This window comes from Pseudomonas syringae CC1557, from assembly GCF_000452705.1.
Lineage (GTDB): Bacteria > Pseudomonadota > Gammaproteobacteria > Pseudomonadales > Pseudomonadaceae > Aquipseudomonas > Aquipseudomonas syringae_F.
In genome coordinates this window covers 5,180,912-5,200,419 of the sequence record NZ_CP007014.1, presented here as the reverse complement: position 1 = coordinate 5,200,419, position 19,508 = coordinate 5,180,912, and the positions used below count along the sequence as shown (strand labels likewise).

Sequence of the window (19,508 nt, the reverse complement as noted above, 5' to 3'; positions counted from 1 at the left end):
TTCAGCAGGCGCAGTACTGCAAGGAAAACCATGAAAGTTCTACTTCTGGTCCAGAAAGAGCAGCGGGCCATTCTGGACCGTCTCTATGAAGGCATCGCCGCGCATTGCGATTGTGAGGTGCATTGGCTGAGCTCTGATGAGCAGCGCAACCTGCGTGGCTATTTCCGCCGTGAAGTAGACGTCACCCGTTATGACCGGATCGTGTTTTTCCTGCGCTTCAAGCAGGAAGTGCGTCAGGTCGGGTTCATTCGCACGATTCCCAATCTGGTCATTCTTGAACACGATGCCTACCAGAATTACATCCCTTGCAAGTACACCGGCAAGTTCAGCGCGCACTATCGCAAGCTGCCCTGGGCGCGGGTGATCTGTTCGGGTTTCATGGTCAGCGAACGCCTGCGCGAAGAAGGCTTCGATGCGGTGTTCGTGCCCAAGGGCTATGACCAAAGCCTGTTGCAGCTGCAAGCGCGCGAGCGTGACATCGAACTGGCTTTTGTGGGCAGCACCAACAGCGTGGCTTACAGCGGTCGCAAGGCATTGCTGGACGAGTTGGGGCAGGTCGAAAATCTGCTCGTCACGCGCACCAAGTCCGGGGAAGAGTATTGCGACACCCTCAATCGCATCCGCTTTTTCGTCAGTGCCGATGTCGGCATGGGCGAATACATGATCAAGAATTTCGAGGCTATGGCCTGCGGTTGTGTGCTGCTGGCCTTCGATCAGGGCGCCGAAGAGAATCGCGCGCTAGGCTTCGTGGACATGCACAATATTGTGCTTTACCGCGACATTCCCCAACTTCGTGAAAAGCTGGCGCAGTTGCGCGAGAACACCGCGCTGGCCAGCGAAATATCCCGTAATGGGCAGACTTTGGTCGAGGAACGCTTTACATTCCACGCCCTTGGAAAAGCCATTGTGGATGCCATGCATTCGCCACTGCGCAGCATGCCAGCGTTGAGCTGGGTCGATCGTCTGCGGTCACGGTGGGGATGGTAGTTAATTACGAATATTCAATGATTGGGAACGAATGATGGTATTCAGCGAAAACAGCGACATCACGCTGGTCGTCACCAGTTGTGGTCGATTCGACTTGTTGAAGCGCACCCTGGAAACGTTCGACCGTTTCAATACGGCACCTATACGCCATGTGCTGATTACCGAAGACTCGGGCGATGCCCAGGTCCAGGGCTGCATTCCCGAACACTGGCACCCGCATACGCGCTTTATCATCAACAACCCCAAGCTGGGGCAGATGCGCTCTGTCGATGCGGCGTACTCATTGATCGAGACGTCCTGGGTTTTCCATTGTGAAGATGACTGGGAATTCTATCGCCCGCACTTCATCGAAGAGTCGATGACTTTGCTTGAGCACGATCCCCAGGCATTGCAGGTCTGGTTGCGCAGCTACAATCATGATCTGCGCATCCACAGCCCTTATGTCTATCTGAACGAGCGTGAAGTGGTCGAAGGTATCCCGTTTTACAAGCTGGGCTCGCACAAGCAGGAATGGCAGGGTTTTTCCTTCAATCCCGGGCTTCGCCGTCTGGCTGATTACCAACAGCATGCGCCTTATGCTGCGCAAGGCGGCGAGAAAAAACTTTCACAATTATTCGCTGCGCAAAACCGTTACGCTCTGATTCTGGAAAATGATGCCGTATTGCACACCGGTTTCGGTGAGCACGTGGTGGTGCCGCAGGAGCGGCTGGACAAACAGCGTCGCAAGCGTCGGGAAAGCCTCAAGCTGATCGTCGCTGTGCTCGTTGCCCTGGTAGCAGGCTGGTTGCTAAATAATGTCCGTTGACCGAAGCGTTATCCCGAGTAAAAAAGTACAGACGTATTTCGTTGCAGTGCTCGTCGTCTTTCTGCTGAGTTTTATTCTCAACCCATCAGCCAAGATGACCAATAATCTGTTTTATGCATTCACGGCTCTACCAGGTTTGTTCTTCCTGATCAGATACCGTGGCGCCGGGGTCTTCGTGATACCGCTGGGTATTGCCTGGGTCGTGTTCATGGCGTGCTTTCTGGTTCCGGCCCTGCAAGCGCAGGAGTTTCAGTACTACAAGCACATTATCTACGTCAGCTTGTTCGTCTTTGTGGGTGCAGGCATAACGAACAACGATTTCTTCCGCCGCGGAGTCTTCGTGCGCGGCATGTTCTGGGCTATTTGCCTGTACATCCTGATCAGCAGTATTCACAGCTGGGTTACCGGACAATTTCAGTTCGGGCAGCGTGTGGCGATCCTTCCCGGGCGCATGCAAAACGTGATTTACGCGAGTGCCTGGCTGGTGTGCAGCCTTGCGCTGGCATTGCCATTGTGGGCGAGGGAGCGGCGCTGGGTCGAGGCGGTCTGTGCCGTGCTCGTTACGTTGCTGCTTACAGCCTTTATCGTTCAGACCCGCACTGCGCTGGTGGGCATGGCCTTCCTGTTTCTTGTCTGCACAGCTTATTCGCTCTACCGCTTTCCGCAGCGCACCGTTGTGGCCTTGCTGGCATTGGGTGTCGTGACAGCGGCAGGCTTCTGGCTTGTGAAGGATGAACAGTGGGTTGCCTTGCTGATGGTCAGGGGCGACTCTTACCGCATCGAACTGTTTGAAATCATGACCGGCGAGTGGCGCAACTGCGGCTGGTTATTGGGCTGCGGTGTCGACTTCTACACCACCAAGACGCTGACTGGCGGCATACCGATCCAGCATCCGCACAACATCTTCGTCTCGTTGGGGCTGTATACCGGCGCGGCTTCGTTGGTGATGTTTCTGGTCGTGATGGCCATGACGCTGTGGAACGCCTTGCGCAATGGCGATGCGTGGGGCCTTTATCTGGCGTGCGCGCTGATCATGCTCAATTTCGACGGCGGCCAGTTGGTCGGTAATCCAGATGAGTTATGGGTTCTGGTGTTGTTACCGGCGACGATGGTGCTGGGACTAGTGGTGCAGAAGCATCGACTCCAACGGACAGCAGAAGTCTGACAAAAATGGCCGCGAAAGCGGCCATTTTTAGTTGATTGCCTGGGTAAGTTCGTCGGTGTCGCAGGTAGACTGGGCACTCATGTAACCGTCCAGAAACGCTGGATTGCCATCATCCAGCAGCCATTTGCGGTCTTCCTGATAGCGCAGCATGTGCTTGAAATTACGCAGACGCAGGCTTTTACGCAGCGAGTGGCGATAGATTTTCATGTCGGCGATGTCGATCAGACCCAGTTCGCCCTCAGGAGTGAGGATCACATTGCCCAGGTGTGCCGAGCGAAAGTAGATACCTTTTTCATGCAGGCTCGCGATGAAGCGCCCTAGCTGCGTGCGCAGACGGTCATCGCTGAGCGCGCAGCCCAGCAATTGGCGCAGGGTAAACCCGGCCAGTGGATCGTAATGCACCGCATCGCGCTCGATCTCTGCGATCCGGCTTACGGTGCGGATGCGCGGGCACGGGACGTCGCGGCTGGCCAGCGTTACGCAATTGTCTGCGAAGCGCTGCGCATAGGGATACCAGGCTGCCGAGCTGACAAAACGTTTACGTCGAAACAATTTCAACATCGAGCCGTCACGCAGGCGTAGTACTTTGTCACCCGTGCCGTCAGCTTCAAGCACTTCGGCACCTTGAACCAGGTCAAGATAATGGGCGTGGTCAAGCGCTTGCATCGATACTCCGGTTTTTACGCCCCGGAAACTCCAGGGAATGGACGGGCCGCCTATGTTACCGCAGCAGGCAGCCGCGAAAACTGCTGTGATACAATTCGGCCTCTTTTTAATACGACGGATTCTCATGACAACCTCCGAATCGTCCACAACCTCCAGCGTGAAAATCTATTTTCGCTTGTTGTCTTATGTGCGTCCGTATGTGGGCATTTTCCTGCTCAGCATCATTGGTTTCGTGATCTTCGCTTCGACCCAGCCGATGCTCGCCGGCATCCTCAAATACTTTGTCGATGGCCTGACCAATCCCGAAGCTGTGCTGTTTCCCAACGTACCTTATTTGCGCGAGCTGCAACTGTTGCAGGCGGTGCCGCTGCTGATCGTCCTGATTGCCGCCTGGCAAGGGCTTGGTTCGTTTCTGGGTAACTACTTTCTGGCCAAGGTTTCGCTGGGGCTGGTGCATGACCTGCGCGTCGAACTGTTCAACAAGTTGCTGGTATTGCCCAATCGTTATTTCGACACGACCAATTCCGGCCATCTGATCTCGCGCATCACCTTCAACGTCACCATGGTGACCGGTGCTGCCACCGATGCCATCAAGGTGGTGATTCGCGAAGGTCTGACGGTTGTGTTCCTGTTCATCTACCTGCTGATGATGAACTGGAAACTGACCATGGTGATGCTCGCCATCCTGCCGCTGATAGCCGTCATGGTGGGCAGCGCAAGCAAGAAATTCCGCAAGCAGAGCAAGAAGATTCAAGTGGCGATGGGCGATGTCACCCACGTCGCGTCGGAGACCATTCAAGGCTATCGCGTGGTACGCAGCTTTGGTGGCGAGGCTTACGAGAAGAACCGTTTCGCCGAGGCCAGTGACAGCAACACTCGCAAACAACTGCGCATGACTAAAACCGGCGCAATCTACACGCCGATGCTGCAACTGGTGATCTACAGCGCTATGGCGGTGCTGATGTTTCTGGTGCTGTTCCTGCGCGGCGACGCGACAGCGGGCGATCTGGTGGCTTATATCACCGCAGCCGGTTTGTTGCCCAAGCCGATCCGTCAGCTGTCGGAAGTCAGTTCGACCATCCAGAAAGGCGTTGCCGGTGCTGAAAGTATCTTCGAGCAACTGGACGTCGAAGAGGAGGTCGATACGGGCACCATCGAGCGCGATCGTGTCACCGGTCACCTGGAAGTCAAAAACCTCAGCTTCTTCTATCCGCAGACCGCGCGCCAGGTATTGAACGACATCAGTTTTTCTGCGGCACCGGGGCAGATGATTGCGCTGGTGGGGCGTTCCGGTAGCGGAAAGTCGACGCTGGCCAATCTCATCCCGCGTTTCTACGGGCACGAGATGGGTAGCATTTTGCTCGATGGCGTCGAGATCAATGACTACCGTTTGCGTAACCTGCGCAGGCACATTGCCCAGGTCAATCAGAACGTCACGCTGTTCAACGACACGATTGCCAACAACATTGCCTATGGCGATCTGGCCGGTGCACCGCGTGCGGACATCGAAGCGGCCGCTGCTGATGCCTACGCCAAGGAGTTCATCGACCAGCTGCCGCAGGGGTTCGACACTCAGGTCGGTGAAAACGGTGTGCTGTTGTCCGGTGGTCAACGGCAGCGTCTGGCCATAGCCCGCGCACTGCTCAAGAACGCACCGCTGCTGATTCTCGACGAAGCTACGTCAGCGCTGGATACCGAGTCCGAACGGCATATCCAGGCAGCACTGGATCACGTCATGAAGGGCCGTACCACACTGGTCATCGCCCACCGCCTTTCGACCATCGAGAAGGCCGACATGATTCTGGTCATGGATGCCGGGAAGATCGTCGAGCGCGGCACTCACGCAGAGTTGCTTGCGCAGAACGGTTACTACGCCCGTCTGCACGCCATGGGACTGGACGAGCCAGCTCCTGTCGGCGCGGTGTGACCTCATTATCCGGCGGGCTGATGCAGCCCGCCTGCCTTTAAGCGGCGCGATTCAACAGCCTGCCGGTTGCAAACCCCTGTGCTAAGATTCCGCCCCTGTCCATTTTTCAAGTACGGGTTGTTCCATGAAGCTATCCATGCCGCGCTTTGATCAGGCCCCTGTCCTGGTGGTCGGCGATGTCATGCTCGACCGATACTGGCATGGTGGTACCTCGCGTATTTCCCCTGAAGCGCCAGTGCCGGTGGTCAAGGTCGATCAGATCGAGGATCGCCCCGGTGGCGCGGCCAACGTGGCCTTGAACATCGCAGCCCTGGGTGCTCCTGCATCGCTGGTCGGCGTGACGGGCGACGACGAGGCTGCAGAAAGCCTGTCCAACAGCTTGAAAGCGGCGGGCGTATTGGCGCGCTTCCAGCGCATCGCCAATCAGCCGACCATCGTCAAGTTGCGCGTCATGAGTCGCCATCAGCAATTGCTGCGTATCGATTTCGAAGAACCGTTCAACACCGACCCGCTGGCCCTGAGTGCAGAGGTCTACAGCCTGCTCGATGGCATCAAGGTGCTGGTCCTGTCGGATTACGGCAAGGGCGCGCTGAAGAACCATCAGGCGCTGATTCAGGCCGCCCGCAAGCGCGGCATTCCGGTGCTCGCCGACCCCAAGGGCAAGGACTTCGCGATCTATCGCGGTGCCAGCCTGATTACGCCGAACCTCAGCGAATTCGAAGCCATCGTCGGACATTGTGAAGACGAGGCGCAACTGGTCACCAAAGGTGCGCAGTTGATGCAGGAGCTTGATCTGGGTGCGTTGCTGGTGACCCGTGGCGAGCATGGCATGACCCTGCTGCGCCCTGATCAACAGGCGCTTCACCTGCCTGCCCGTGCTCGCGAAGTGTTCGATGTGACCGGTGCTGGCGATACAGTCATTTCCACCCTGGCGGCAGCGATTGCGGCGGGTGAGGAGCTGCCGCATGCCGTGGCCCTGGCCAATCTGGCGGCAGGCATTGTGGTCGGCAAGCTGGGTACAGCTGCGATCAGCGCCCCGGAACTGCGTCGCGCCATCCAGCGCGAAGAAGGCTCAGAGCGCGGTGTGCTGGGGCTGGAGCAATTGCTGCTGGCCGTCGACGATGCGCGTGCGCACCAGGAAAAGATCGTGTTCACCAACGGCTGCTTCGACATTCTGCATGCCGGGCACGTGACCTATCTGGAACAGGCGCGTGCGCTGGGTGATCGTCTGATTGTTGCGGTCAACGACGATGCTTCGGTCAGCCGCCTGAAAGGGCCGGGCCGTCCGATCAACAGCGTCGACCGGCGCATGGCGGTACTGGCTGGGCTGGGCGCGGTGGACTGGGTGATCAGCTTTCCTGAAGGAACGCCGGAAAACCTGCTCGCTCACGTCAAACCGGACGTGCTCGTCAAAGGCGGTGATTACGGGGTCGAGCAGGTTGTCGGTGCCGATATCGTCCAGGCCTACGGCGGCGAAGTGAAGGTGCTTGGGCTGGTGGAAAACAGCTCGACCACGGCCATCGTCGAGAAGATTCGTAACCAGTAGTCTCAAGCTTCAAGCTTCAAGCTTCAAGCTTCAAGCTTGCAGCTTGCAGCTTGCAGCTTGCAGCTCAAAGCCTGCCACTCATCGCCTGTATCAGCTCCCGGGCTTTGCCGGTCAGGCGTTTGAGGCCGGTTTTTTTCGGTGGCGGGGTCATGCCCTGCTGACGCAGCCAGTCCTTCCAGCGAATGCGTTCTTCGCGCACCACCCAGCCGTCCTGCGCGGCAAAACTCTCTGCCAGATACAGCCCTCGGGTCGGGGCCGGGATCAGCTTGTCGCGCTTGAGCGTGTACAGCTCGGGCAGCGGCGCTCCGTTTTCCAGCGGCATCAGATACAGGTCAGGCTTGCTGCGATTGAGGCGGGCGACCAGTTCGTCGTTTTCCAGCGCCTCATCGACGTGAAACAGGCTGACCGGGCGTGCCTCTTTGGGGATTTCCAGACGCATGTCGTAGATCAATTGCAGCGACGCGGTGGGCAGATGCACATAGGCCCGAGGCCGTTCCAGTAGCGTAAGGGTGCCGCTGCGTACCGGTCGTGCCGCGCCGGACAACGGGCTCAGGCGAAAGGGCATGGCTTCGCGATAATGCAGCGCTGCGGCATAGGGCGCGGGCAGCCAGGTGTCCTTGAAGCGCCCGCTGAGCCAGCCCTGGGGCGTTTCGATCAGGCACTCTTCGGCCACTTCCTGAATCGCGGTGTGCAGCGGCAGGCTCAGCTCATGGGCCGGAACGTAGCCGGAGATCAGCTTGAGCACCACGTCGCCACGGTCCTGACGGCGCTGGCGGACCAGCACCCAATAGTCGCGGTTCTGCCAACTGACGGTCAGGCGCACCGACACACCCAGGTTGGCCAGTTCGGTGGCGAAACGCTCGGTGTCCGGCACGTCGATTTTGCGCCGCCGCTGCAAGGTCTGCGCGAAGTTCATCGGCATGCCGACGCTCTGGTAGGTCAGATTTTCCGGCGTGGCCTCGACGAACAGTGGCAGGGTCTTGAAGTTGCTGGGGTTCTTGCGGATCAGTGTTCGCGGCATAACGGCTCCTTCTTGCGTTGGGGTCGGCCGCCTCAATCAGGCTTGACGGCAAATCACGGCAGCGGCAGTTGCAACGTTGTGCGCCAGGTGCATGGGGTTGATGGTTCCGACAATAGCACTGGCAACCCCCGGATGCCCAAACAGCAGTTGGAAGCTGGCCTGTACCGGGTCCATGCCCGGTGTCAGGCAGACATGACCACTGGCCAGTGCTTTCTTGACCAGGATGCCTTTGCCGTGCGCGGCAGCGTAGTCCAGAACCGGTTTTTCATCCTGTTCATTGAGGTTGTAAGTGACCATCGCGCAGTCCCCTTCGCGCAAGGCCAGCAGGCCGCCCTCGACGGTCTTGCCGGAAAAACCGAAGCCACGGATCTTGCCTTCGCGCTTGAGATCAGCCAGTGTCTGGTACACCTCTGCGTCGTTGAGAATCGCCAGATCGTTGCCGTCCGAATGCACCAGGACCAGATCGAGAAAGTCAGTTTCAAGACGTTTCAGGCTACGCTCCACCGAGCGGCGTGTGTGTTCTGCGCTGAAGTCGTGGCGCGACTGACCGTTGTCGAATTCTTCGCCCGCCTTGCTGACGATCACCCAGTCCTGACGCTGCCCGCGGAGCAGCGGACCGAGGCGTTCTTCGCTGGTGCCATAGGCCGGAGCTGTATCGATCAGGTTGATGCCCATGTCGCGGGCCATGCGCAGCAGCATCTGTGCCTGCTGGTCATCGGGGATCTTGAAGCCGCTGGGGTATTTGACGCCCACGTCGCGGCCCAGTTTGACGGTGCCCAGCCCCAGCGGCGAGACGCTCAGGCCGGTGCTGCCTAATGGACGATGCAGGTCGTGCAGGGTTTTCAGGCTCATGGCAGCAGTTCATCCCACACAGGTATGGCCATTGGCGGCCTTGGCACATCCACCAGCGGTGCTTGCGGTGTCGGATGGATGCCGTCTCGCGACAGTTGGGACAGGACCCGATCGGCGAAGTCCGGTGCCAGGGCGAGCTTGGTCGGCCAGCCGATCATCAGGCGATGCTGGCTGTCGAGAAAGGCGTTGTCCGGGCGCACTAGCCCGGATTGCGCAGGCTCGGCGCGATCCACCCGCAGGGTCGCCCATTGCGCCTGGCTCAGGTCGACCCACGGCAGCAGGGCTTCGAGCTCCTTGCGAGCGACGGCAATCTGCGCTTCCGGTTCGCGTGCCACGCCATCGGCCTCGGCCAGGTCTCCGCCCAGGTACCACACGCACTGGCCATCAGCCGCCGGATGCGTGGTGACCGTGATGCGCGGCTTGGGCCCGCCGCCCAGGCAGTGGGCGAACAGCGGTTTCAGGGTCGGCCCCTTGACCAGCACCATGTGCAGCGGACGGCGTTGCATCTGCGGTTGCGCCACGCCCAGTGCGTTCAACAGCTCGGCATTGCCACCCCCGGCGCTGAGCACGATACGCTGGGCATGAATATCGCGACCGTCGACGCGCAGGCCGATCAGCTCATCCGCCTCGTACAGCGGCTCGATTTTCTGCCCGGCCAACAGGCTGTCGCCCGCCAGTTCTGCGAGTCGTTCGATCAGGCTTGGCACGTCGACCACCAGCTCCGCCAGTCGATAGACCTTGCCCTTGAATTTCGGGTTTTGCAGAGCCGGCGGCAGTTGCTCGCCCTTGACCTGATCCACGCGGCCGCGCACCGCCTTGCTGGCGAAAAAGCTGGTCAGGTTGCCGGCGATGGTGCCCGGCGACCACAGGTAATGGGCCTCGGACAGCAGGCGTACGCCAGACAGGTCCAGCTCGCCCTTGCCGTCGAGCGCTTCACGCCAGCGGCGTGGCATGTCGGCGATGGCTTCCGAAGCGCCGGACAGCGCGCCATGCAGTGCGTATTTGGCGCCGCCGTGAATGATCCCCTGCGACTTGAGGCTCTGCCCGCCACCCAGGCTGGCGCTTTCTACCAGCACTGTCGAGAACCCTTGACGACGCAACCGGGCATTGAGCCAGAGACCGGCTACGCCAGCCCCGACAATCAGGACGTCAGTGGAAATAACCGATGGCATGAGCACCTCAGTGAGCAAAAAGTACGAGCATTATAAGGGATCAGGTTTTCAATGCCCGGCGGTTTTCGAGAACAGCTGGATGACCGCCACGCCAGCGACAATCATCCCCATACCCAATAGCGCGGGCAGATCGAGCTTTTGACCGTAGATAAAGAACGCGGCGATGCTCACCATGACGATGCCCATCCCCGACCAGATGGCGTAAGTGATGCCGACCGGAATCGTGCGCATCACCAGAATCAGCATCCAGAACGCAATCGCGTAGCCGGTGATCAGCAGTATCAAGGGCAGGGGTGTGCTGAATCCCTTGACCGCTTTCATGGAGGTGGTGGCGATGACTTCCGCGCACACGGCGATTGCCAATAGGTAGTAAGCGTTCATGGTGCATTCCTTTTCGTCAGGCTGCGCATTCTAGCGACTTGTGATGGCGGGCTGATAAACTCCGCGCCCATGAATAGAACTCTTTATACCGTGCTGTTTCATCTCGGCCTGCCGCTGGTCGCACTGCGCCTGTGGCTGCGTGCGCGCAAAGCCCCGGCGTATCGCCAGCGTATCGGCGAACGCTTCGCCAGAGGCCTGCCTGCCATGCAGCACGGCGGCATCTGGGTACACGCGGTGTCGGTCGGCGAAAGCATTGCAGCCGCGCCGATGATTCGTGCGCTGCTGGCGCAATACCCGCAGTTGCCGATCACTGTGACTTGCATGACGCCCACAGGTTCGGAGCGAATCAAGGCGCTGTTCGCCAGCGAGCCGCGCATTCAGCATTGCTACCTGCCGTATGACCTGCCGTGGGCCGCCGGGCGCTTTCTCGATCATGTGCAGCCGCGGCTGGGCATCATCATGGAGACCGAGCTGTGGCCCAATCACATTCATCAGTGTGCCAGGCGCGAGATTCCCGTGGTGCTGGCCAACGCGCGGTTGTCGGAGCGTTCGGCGCGTGGCTACGCACGTTTTGCCAGGCTGACCCGGCCGATGCTTTCGGAAATGGCCTGGCTTGCGGTGCAGACTGAAGCCGAAGCGCAGCGCTTTCGCGATCTGGGTGCGCGTCCCGAATGCGTTGCGGTGACCGGCTCGATCAAGTTCGACCTGAGCATCGACCCGCAACTGCTGGAGCGCGCTGCGCAACTGCGTGAGCAATGGCAGGCGACGCGGCGTCCGGTGTGGATCGCCGCCAGCACCCATGCTGGCGAGGACGAAAGCGTTCTTTCAGCCCATCGCACGCTACTGACGAGCCACCCCGATGCGCTGCTGATTCTGGTGCCGCGTCACCCCGAACGCTTCGGCAGCGTGCATGCGCTGTGTCAGCAGCAGGGCTTTGCCACCGTCAGGCGTTCCTCGGAACAACCTGTCACGCCAGACGCCTCGGTGCTGCTGGGCGATACCATGGGCGAATTGCTGTTTCTCTATGCGCTGGCTGATATTGCCTTCGTTGGCGGCAGTCTGGTGCCCAACGGCGGACACAACCTGTTGGAGCCTGCTGCGCTGGCCAAACCTATACTGAGCGGCCCGCACCTTTTCAACTTTCTTGAAATTGCCGAAAAGCTGCGCAATGCCGGTGCGCTGGAAGACGTCAGTGACGCGACCACACTCGCTGCTGTCGTGCAGCGCCTGATAGACCAGCCGGAACTGGCCCGCGGTATGGCCGAGGCTGGACTGGCGGTGATGAAAGCCAATCAAGGTGCGCTGCAGCGCTTGCTGGACGGGATAGGCCGGTTGATAGCCCGGCGCTGAATCGGGGAGGGCGCGGAGCGCCCAGAACTGCATACCGACGCAGAGCGTCGGCACGATAGTTGAGATTCTCGTTCCTCACGCCTGTGCAGACGCCTATCGTTCCTCACGCTCCAGCGCGAGAATGCCTGGGTGACGCTCCGGGTCACACATCTGCGCCGCGCTGCATGCCTTAAAAGCATCCAGAACGGCCAGCAACCTCAGCGTTGCGCAGGCCGCTCGAAGTTCTTCTGCGTCGCAGTCGCCAGGTCCGGCGGCAGGAAGTCCTTGTCCGGGTTGTAGTCAGGCTTCAGGTAGCGCGACAGGTCCTGCAGGTCGCCGGGGTTCAGGGTGCCGGCTGCCTGCTTGAGGCGCAGGTTGTCGAGGATATAGTCATAGCGCGTGTTGTTGTAATCACGCACCGAGGCATACAGCTGGCGCTGCGCATCCAGCACGTCGACGATGTTGCGCGTACCGACCTGATAGCCGATTTCCGTGGCTTCCAGCGCGCTCTGGTTGGAGATGATCGACTGCTTGCGCGCCTGGACCTGCTCCACATCAGTGTTCACGGCACGGTGCAGGTTGCGGGTGTTTTCCACCACCTGACGGCGCAGGCTTTCACGACGCTGCTCGCTCTGGCTCAACCGCGAATAAGCCTCGCGCACCTGCGAGCTGGTCAAACCGCCGCTATAGATCGGGATATTCAACTGCACACCAATGCTGCGCTGCTCGACATCGCCGCCGTAATTGCGGCCGGTGTAGTTGGGGTTGCTGAAACCCAGTGCGTCGTTGTCGCCACGCTGGTAGGTGGCCACGGCGTCCAGTGTCGGTGCGTGCCCGGCCTTGCGCTGGCGCAGGGTTTCTTCGGCGGCGCTGACCGCGTAGTTACTGGCCAGCAGATTGAGGTTCTGCTGTGCGGCGGTGTCGACCCAGGCCTTGGCGTCATTGGGTGTGGGCGCGAGCACCGGTAACGTGTGGACGATGCCTTCGATGGAGTTGTATTCACGATTGGTCAGGGTTACCAACGCCTGAAAGGCATCCTCCACCTGACGCTTGGCGAGCAGCCGGCTGGCGCGCGATGTGTCATAACTGGCCTGAGCTTGCAGCACATCGGTCTTGTCCGACAGGCCGACATCGAAGCGCTCATTGGCCTGATCCAGCTGGCGTTTGAATGCTGCTTCCTCAGCCTTGGTCGACGCCAGGTTGTCCTGCGCACGCAACACGCTGAAATAGCTCTGCGCCGATTGCAGGATCAGGTTCTGTTCGGTGGCGGACAGCTCCAGTGCTGCCTGTTCGTTGCTCGCTTCTGCTGCCTGCAACTGGAACCAGCGGTCGGCGCGGAAGATCGGCTGGCTCAGTGTGGCTTGATAGACATTGCCGCTGCGGGTGGCAACGGCTCGTGGCTGGTCGATGCTGGTGCGGGTGTTGCTGTTCTGCACGCTACCGGAAATATTCGGCAGCAGACCGGCACGCGCCTGCGGCACGACTTCTTTGCGGGCATCGTAATCAGCGCGCGAAGCGGCGAGGTCGGCGTTGTTGTCCACCGCCTGCTGATACACATTCAGCAGGCCGGTCTTGGTCGGCATTGGCAGGTCGGCTGCCCAGGTCAGCCCGCTGGACGCAAACGAAACGGCCACAACCAACGAAAGTTTGCGCAACATGAGGCATTCCCTGTTCATGAAGAAAGTAATCACAGTTTGAAAAAAACCGGGCTAGCGAGTGTAGAGCCAGACGCTTTTTGCAACAATCGTCGATTCACGCCATTTATCGAGGTCTGTGCAAATAGGCTGGCATTGCGACCGCGCCCCGTCATAGACTGACCGCGTTCTTGTCGGGGTGCCTTGCTATGAGGCTGAGATCGGTTAAACCGGATCCCGTTGAACCTGATCAGGTTAGCGCCTGCGTAGGGAACAAGATTTCTCGTCTCCCGGCGAGTCCTCTTGAGTTTCGTCCGGGGTCGATTGTTCAAATAATGAACAGTTTCGCCTCCTTTCGATACTCAGCACCAGCACTGGTGCATCCGTCCGTCATGATCAGGTCACTCCGACAATAAATCCGCAACCGGATGTCTGGAGAGCCCGTGATGAGTACAACACTAAAAAACACAGCCCATTTGAGCGAGTCGGCGCAGGTCGATTCCGGATCGGTACAGCCCTTTACCCGTTCGCAGAAAATCTACGTTCAGGGCTCGCGCCCGGACATCCGCGTGCCGATGCGCGAAATCACTCTGGATGTCACACCGACCGACTTTGGCGGCGAAATCAATGCCCCGGTCACGGTTTATGACACCTCCGGCCCGTATACCGACCCCAACGTGATCATCGACGTGCGCAAAGGCCTGGCCGACGTCCGCTCTCCGTGGATCGAGTCGCGCAATGACACCGAGCGCCTGCCTGGCCTGACCTCCAACTTCGGCCAGCAACGCTTGAGCGACGCCGAACTGACCGCGCTGCGTTTTGCCCATGTGCGCAACCCGCGCCGCGCCAAGTCAGGGGCCAACGTCAGCCAGATGCACTATGCGCGTCAGGGCATCATTACCGCCGAGATGGAATACGTCGCCATCCGCGAGAACATGAAGCTTCAGGAAGCCCGCGCCGCCGGCCTGCTGACCCAGCAGCACGCCGGGCACAGTTTCGGTGCCAGCGTCCCGAAGGAAATCACCGCCGAGTTCGTGCGTGAAGAGATCGCCCGTGGCCGCGCCATCATCCCGGCCAACATCAACCACGTCGAACTGGAACCGATGATCATCGGCCGTAACTTCCTGGTGAAGATCAACGGCAACATCGGCAACAGTGCGCTGGGTTCCTCGATTGAAGAGGAAGTCGCCAAGCTGACCTGGGGCATTCGCTGGGGCTCGGACACGGTCATGGACTTGTCCACTGGCAAGCACATTCACGAAACCCGCGAATGGATCATCCGCAACTCGCCGGTACCGATTGGCACTGTGCCGATCTATCAGGCGCTGGAAAAAGTCGGTGGCGCGGCCGAGGACCTGACCTGGGAGCTGTTCCGCGACACGCTGATCGAGCAGGCCGAGCAGGGGGTCGATTACTTCACTATCCACGCTGGCGTGCTGCTGCGCTATGTGCCACTGACCGCCAAGCGTGTGACCGGGATTGTCAGCCGGGGCGGCTCGATCATGGCCAAGTGGTGCCTGGCGCATCACCAGGAAAACTTCCTGTACACCCATTTCGAAGACATCTGCGAAATCATGAAGGCCTACGACGTCAGCTTCTCGCTGGGCGACGGCCTGCGTCCCGGCTCGATTGCCGACGCCAACGACGCGGCACAATTTGGTGAACTGGAAACCCTCGGCGAACTGACCAAAATCGCCTGGAAGCATGACGTGCAGACCATGATCGAAGGCCCCGGTCATGTGCCGATGCAGTTGATCAAGGAGAACATGGACAAGCAACTGGAATGCTGCGACGAAGCGCCGTTCTACACGCTGGGCCCGCTGACCACCGATATCGCTCCGGGTTACGACCACATCACGTCAGGCATCGGCGCAGCAATGATCGGCTGGTTTGGCTGCGCCATGCTGTGTTACGTCACGCCCAAGGAGCACCTGGGGCTGCCGAACAAGGATGACGTGAAGACCGGGATCATCACCTACAAGATCGCTGCCCACGCGGCGGATCTGGCCAAAGGGCATCCGGGCGCGCAGATCCGCGACAACGCGCTGAGCAAGGCACGCTTTGAATTTCGCTGGGAAGACCAGTTCAACCTTGGCCTGGACCCGGACACCGCACGCTCGTACCACGACGAAACCCTGCCCAAGGACTCGGCCAAGGTCGCGCACTTCTGTTCCATGTGCGGGCCGAAATTCTGCTCGATGAAAATCACCCAGGAAGTACGTGAGTACGCGGCCAATCAGCGTATTGAAGCGGTGGACGTCGACGTCGCCAAAGGCCTCGCCGAACAGGCCGAGCGGTTCAAGCAGGAAGGTAGTCAGCTGTACAAGAAAGTGTAGAGAGCAGCAGCCCGCACCTTTAGAGCGTTGGCTTCTGCCCGCAGGGCGCAGGAGCCAACCGGGCAAAAGCCTGCTCTGCGTCCGACTTTGGGCGCGCAGCGCCGCCGTTATCAGTTCATCAACGCTCCACATGAGACATACACGTGAACACACCCGGCACCTATTCCCCCGACACCCCCGTCCCCGCCAGTCAGCGGGTGTTCGGCGGGCGGGATCTGTTTTCCCTGTGGTTTTCCCTTGGCATCGGCCTGATGGTATTGCAGACCGGGGCCTTGCTGGCGCCGGGGCTCGGCATGTCGGGCGCGATGCTGGCGATTTTTCTCGGCACGTTGCTGGGCGTTTTGCTGCTCGCCAGTGTCGCGGTGATCGGCTGCGACACCGGTTTGTCGTCCATGGCTGCGCTCACGCTCAGCCTGGGCAGCAAGGGCGCGTCGGTACCTGCGCTGTTGAACCTGCTGCAACTGATCGGTTGGGGCTCTTTCGAGCTTATCGTCATGCGCGATGCCGCCAGCCTGTTGGGCGCCCGAGCTTTTGCAGACGGCAGCCCATTGACCAGTCCGCTGCTCTGGACACTGTTGTTCGGTGCGCTGGCCACCCTGCTGGCGGTCAGTGGGCCGTTGACCTTCGTGCGCCGTTTTTTGCGCAAATGGGGCGTATGGATTTTGCTGGCGGCCTGCTCATGGCTGACCTGGAACCTGCTCGCCAAAGCTGATCTGGGCGCGCTGTGGGCGACAACCGGCGACGGTTCGATGCCGTTCGCCTCAGGGTTCGACATTGCCATTGCTATGCCCTTGTCCTGGTTGCCATTGATCGCCGACTACTCGCGCTTCGGCCAGCGCGCCAGAAGTGTCTTCGGCGGCACCGCAGTCGGTTTTTTCATCGGCAACTTCTGGCTGATGAGCCTCGGCGTTGCGTACACCCTGGCGTTTGCGCCGAGTGGTGAAGTCAATGCCTTGCTGCTAGCGCTGGCGGGTGCAGGCCTGGGGATTCCGCTGTTGCTGATTCTGCTGGATGAAACCGAGAATGCGTTCGCTGATATCCACTCGGCTGCGGTTTCCAGCGCGCTGCTGACGCGCATCAAGGTCGAGCATCTGGCATTGATCATTGGCGTGATCTGCACCTTGATCGCCTGTCTCGCGCCATTGGCGCAGTACCAGAACTTCCTGTTGCTGATTGGCTCGGTGTTCGCGCCGCTGTTCGGCGTGGTGCTGGTTGACCATTTCATTCTGCGTCGGCGCAGTGGTCAGGTCGTGGAGAGGGGGCTGCGCTGGATGAGTCTGCTGGCGTGGCTGGGCGGCATCAGCACCTATCACCTGCTGGCCAATCTCTATCCCGAAGTGGGCGCAACACTGCCAGCGCTCATTGTCGCTGGCGTGTTGCAGCTGTTGATCGACGGAGCAATCAACCGCGACCGGGGAACAGTTCCGGTCTGAGGATGCCATTGAGCTGCGGATAAGGAATCTTCAGTTCGATATGGCCCATTGCGTAGGGCGCAATGGTTTCCACCGGATACTTGAGGATCACGGCACCGTAGGTCAGGGCGATATGCGGTGTGCGCTTGAAAGGCCAGGTCTTAATGAATTCGCTGTCTTCGTTCATCTTGGTCGAGACCAGCCAGCCCTGGTGAGCCAGTTGGGCTTTCTGCCAGAACTCGCTTTCCTTGCCCGGAATGATCATGTCGGCCAGGGTCAGAACTTTCTGTTGCTGACGCGAATAGTTGATGAACGCACGGCCGGGATTGCCGTGAGCGCCACCGTTATCCAGATAACTGGACAGCTCCACAACCACGATACCGTCATGCTGTTCGCGTACCTTGGCTTGCAGGTAACTGGCGTTGCGACCCTGGGCCTGGCTCAGGAACTGCTCCTGATAGGCTTTGACGGACGGCGGTGCCGACGCGCTGGTTTCACCGACGGTCAATTGCAGCAGCGTCTTCTGGACGATGGCGTCCAGGCGCGGCTCATCGGGGAAATGCACGGTATCGACGTTCACCAGCGGGCAGTCAGCGGTGGTGCAGCCCGGCTTGATCAGCTCGGAAGCATCGCGCTGGACTTGCAGCGGGGTGCGCATGTTGGGTGTGAAGAGGCTTTGGCAGGCGCCGAGCAACAGGGCCAGGCAAGCCAGTGAAGTGATCCTCAATAACGACATGTTGATCCTTGGCAGTGTCAAAAAAGGCGGTTGCGTTGTGCGTGTGCAGGCTGGTTGGACTGTAAACAACGACTTCGGTTCGCTAGATGGCAGATTAGAATTGTTTTATGTTGCGGCCGTCTACCCTGCGTGTTCAAGGGGGCTGCATCCGACCGTCGATGCGCGTTAGGATGGACCAATGTCCAAAATGGCGGCAAGCGAGAATTCCATGACCCAGAACACACGAACTGCACCTACAGCGTTTGAAACAATCAGCCGTGAAAACTGCTTCAAGGGCTTCTATAAGCTGGACAAGCTGCATGTGCGCCATGAGCTGTTCGCAGGTGGCATGAGCAAGGAAATCAGTCGCGAACTGTTCGTGCGTCACGATGCCGTCTGCGTGCTTCCTTATGACGCCAAACGCGATGAAGTGGTGCTGATCGAGCAGTTCCGCGTCGGTGCCATGAAGAAGGCCGACAACCCATGGTTGATCGAACTGGTTGCCGGTCTCATTGACAAGGACGAGCTGCCGGAAGAAGTTGCTCATCGCGAGGCAGAAGAGGAAGCTGGGCTGGTGTTCGATGCGCTGTGGCCAATCACCAAATATTTCCCTTCGCCGGGCGGCAGTGACGAGTTCGTCCACCTGTACATGGGGCGCTGCAGCAGCGCAGGGGCAGGTGGTTTGCATGGCCTTGAGGCGGAAGGCGAAGACATCCGCGTGACGGTCTGGTCGTTCGACGACGCGATGCAGGCGATGAAAGACGGAAGAATCAAGAACGCTTCAACGATCATTGCCTTGCAATGGCTGGCGTTGAATCGCGCTGAAATAAGGGGATTATGGTCGTGAATCTATTGCGCGAACGCTACCGTGTCGATCTTGCCGGGCTACAGGCTGCGTGCGAGGCCAACTATGCGCGCCTGATGCGCCTGCTGCCCGACATGCGCAACGAACAGCGCTCGCGCCGCGTCGCCGTCACCCAGGGCGACCAGATGCTGGGCGTGCTGGCCGTCGAAGTGCTGCTCGACTGCCCGTACACCACCACCCTGCAAGTCCGCCAGGAACACAGCCTGCCCTGGCTGCCGGTGCCCGTGCTCGAAGTGCAGGTCTATCACGATGCGCGCATGGCCGAAGTCATCGGTGCCGAACATGCACGGCGCTTTCGCGGTATCTATCCCTATCCCAACGCTGAAATGCACCAGCCAGACGAAAAGGCCCAGCTCAACCTGTTCCTGGGCGAATGGCTGAGCCATTGCCTGGCGTGTGGGCATGAGTTTGAAGCGGTGCGTTAACTCCCCCCTTGTTCAGTCGTTTTCTCGCGACGCCTTCGTTGCTTCGTTCTGAGTGTTCTTCCTGACCTTATCGATTGAAAAGTCGTATTGGCTGACAGTGAGTAAGCATCGATCCTGTAGGTCGTTTCTGAAAAATCCGCAGCACCTTGGATTTGACGCTACATGCCTTACATTCGACCTGAATTAATCTGCAGGTAAAACGAATGAGCTACTTAGGCATCCACACTGATTGTCTGTCGGATTGTTTGCTGCTCTGCAAGGTGGCGGTAA

At 59.5% G+C, this 19,508-nt stretch carries 17 protein-coding genes and 1 riboswitch; of the genes, 10 read left to right on the top strand and 7 right to left on the bottom strand.

Annotated elements, in window-relative coordinates; genetic code table 11:
• The first annotated feature begins 30 nt into the window (after positions 1-30).
• The 3 genes from N018_RS22950 to N018_RS22940 are packed head-to-tail and all read left to right on the top strand — an operon-like array spanning position 31 to position 2,957.
• Positions 31-987 carry a glycosyltransferase gene (locus N018_RS22950; protein WP_025390834.1) on the top strand — a complete coding sequence of 319 codons (957 nt, stop codon included), beginning with the start codon at positions 31-33 and terminating at the stop codon, positions 985-987.
• A gap of 31 nt (positions 988-1,018) precedes the next feature.
• A complete protein-coding gene (locus N018_RS22945) occupies positions 1,019-1,792 on the top strand; it encodes a hypothetical protein (protein WP_024644752.1) in 774 nt (257 codons plus the stop codon).
• A complete protein-coding gene (locus tag N018_RS22940) occupies positions 1,782-2,957 on the top strand; it encodes an O-antigen ligase family protein (protein ID WP_025390833.1) in 1,176 nt (391 codons plus the stop codon). Before N018_RS22945 ends, N018_RS22940 begins: the two co-directional genes overlap by 11 nt.
• A 27-nt stretch (positions 2,958-2,984) precedes the next feature.
• On the opposite strand, the gene N018_RS22935 is transcribed toward N018_RS22940, so the two are convergent.
• Positions 2,985-3,623 (bottom strand): toluene tolerance protein, encoded by a 639-nt coding sequence (locus tag N018_RS22935; protein ID WP_024644754.1) that lies wholly within the window; start codon positions 3,621-3,623, stop codon positions 2,985-2,987.
• A gap of 124 nt (positions 3,624-3,747) precedes the next feature.
• Between N018_RS22935 and msbA the strand changes: the two genes are divergently transcribed.
• Both msbA and hldE read left to right on the top strand, forming a co-directional pair.
• The gene (msbA, locus tag N018_RS22930) at positions 3,748-5,550 is read left to right on the top strand and encodes a lipid A export permease/ATP-binding protein MsbA (RefSeq protein ID WP_024644755.1); all 1,803 of its coding nucleotides are present in this window, start codon (positions 3,748-3,750) and stop codon (positions 5,548-5,550) included.
• A 124-nt stretch (positions 5,551-5,674) separates the two neighbouring features.
• The gene (gene hldE, locus N018_RS22925) at positions 5,675-7,096 is read left to right on the top strand and encodes a bifunctional D-glycero-beta-D-manno-heptose-7-phosphate kinase/D-glycero-beta-D-manno-heptose 1-phosphate adenylyltransferase HldE (RefSeq protein ID WP_024644756.1); all 1,422 of its coding nucleotides are present in this window, start codon (positions 5,675-5,677) and stop codon (positions 7,094-7,096) included.
• Positions 7,097-7,160: 64 nt separating this feature from the next.
• Here hldE and N018_RS22920 read toward each other — a convergent pair whose 3' ends face one another.
• From N018_RS22920 to N018_RS22905, 4 genes are read right to left on the bottom strand one after another with little or no spacing between them, the layout of a single operon-like run.
• Entirely contained in the window at positions 7,161-8,117 is a 957-nt protein-coding gene (locus N018_RS22920; RefSeq protein ID WP_024644757.1) for a hypothetical protein, read from the bottom strand.
• A gap of 36 nt (positions 8,118-8,153) precedes the next feature.
• On the bottom strand, positions 8,154-8,969 hold the full coding sequence (locus N018_RS22915; RefSeq protein ID WP_025390832.1) for an aldo/keto reductase: 816 nt from the start codon (positions 8,967-8,969) through the stop codon (positions 8,154-8,156).
• On the bottom strand, positions 8,966-10,141 hold the full coding sequence (locus N018_RS22910; RefSeq protein WP_024644759.1) for an NAD(P)/FAD-dependent oxidoreductase: 1,176 nt from the start codon (positions 10,139-10,141) through the stop codon (positions 8,966-8,968). The genes N018_RS22915 and N018_RS22910 overlap by 4 nt, the downstream gene beginning before the upstream one ends.
• A 48-nt stretch (positions 10,142-10,189) precedes the next feature.
• On the bottom strand, positions 10,190-10,522 hold the full coding sequence (locus tag N018_RS22905; RefSeq protein ID WP_007251975.1) for an SMR family transporter: 333 nt from the start codon (positions 10,520-10,522) through the stop codon (positions 10,190-10,192).
• Positions 10,523-10,591: 69 nt separating this feature from the next.
• On the opposite strand from N018_RS22905, the gene waaA reads away from it, so the two are divergent.
• Complete coding sequence (gene waaA / locus N018_RS22900) at positions 10,592-11,872, top strand: lipid IV(A) 3-deoxy-D-manno-octulosonic acid transferase (RefSeq protein ID WP_025390831.1); 1,281 nt, start codon at positions 10,592-10,594, stop codon at positions 11,870-11,872.
• A gap of 197 nt (positions 11,873-12,069) precedes the next feature.
• Here waaA and N018_RS22895 read toward each other — a convergent pair whose 3' ends face one another.
• Positions 12,070-13,509 (bottom strand): TolC family outer membrane protein, encoded by a 1,440-nt coding sequence (locus N018_RS22895; RefSeq protein ID WP_025390830.1) that lies wholly within the window; start codon positions 13,507-13,509, stop codon positions 12,070-12,072.
• Between the two features lie 161 nt (positions 13,510-13,670).
• Positions 13,671-13,775: riboswitch (TPP riboswitch) on the top strand.
• Between the two features lie 156 nt (positions 13,776-13,931).
• On the opposite strand from N018_RS22895, the gene thiC reads away from it, so the two are divergent.
• A complete protein-coding gene (thiC, locus tag N018_RS22890) occupies positions 13,932-15,821 on the top strand; it encodes a phosphomethylpyrimidine synthase ThiC (protein ID WP_025390829.1) in 1,890 nt (629 codons plus the stop codon).
• 143 nt (positions 15,822-15,964) lie between these two features.
• Positions 15,965-17,254, top strand: a complete 1,290-nt coding sequence (cytX, locus tag N018_RS22885; protein ID WP_025390828.1) for a putative hydroxymethylpyrimidine transporter CytX — start codon at positions 15,965-15,967, stop codon at positions 17,252-17,254.
• Here cytX and N018_RS22880 read toward each other — a convergent pair.
• Positions 17,223-17,969: an RsiV family protein gene (locus N018_RS22880; protein ID WP_024644764.1), complete on the bottom strand. Its 747-nt coding sequence runs from the start codon at positions 17,967-17,969 to the stop codon at positions 17,223-17,225. The two genes, cytX and N018_RS22880, sit on opposite strands and share 32 nt — an antisense overlap.
• Before the next feature lie 208 nt (positions 17,970-18,177).
• On the opposite strand from N018_RS22880, the gene N018_RS22875 reads away from it, so the two are divergent.
• A complete protein-coding gene (locus N018_RS22875; protein WP_024644765.1) occupies positions 18,178-18,795 on the top strand; it encodes an NUDIX domain-containing protein in 618 nt (205 codons plus the stop codon).
• The gene (locus N018_RS22870) at positions 18,786-19,238 is read left to right on the top strand and encodes a DUF1249 domain-containing protein (RefSeq protein ID WP_005620906.1); all 453 of its coding nucleotides are present in this window, start codon (positions 18,786-18,788) and stop codon (positions 19,236-19,238) included. The genes N018_RS22875 and N018_RS22870 overlap by 10 nt, the downstream gene beginning before the upstream one ends.
• The last annotated feature ends 270 nt before the right edge of the window (positions 19,239-19,508 follow it).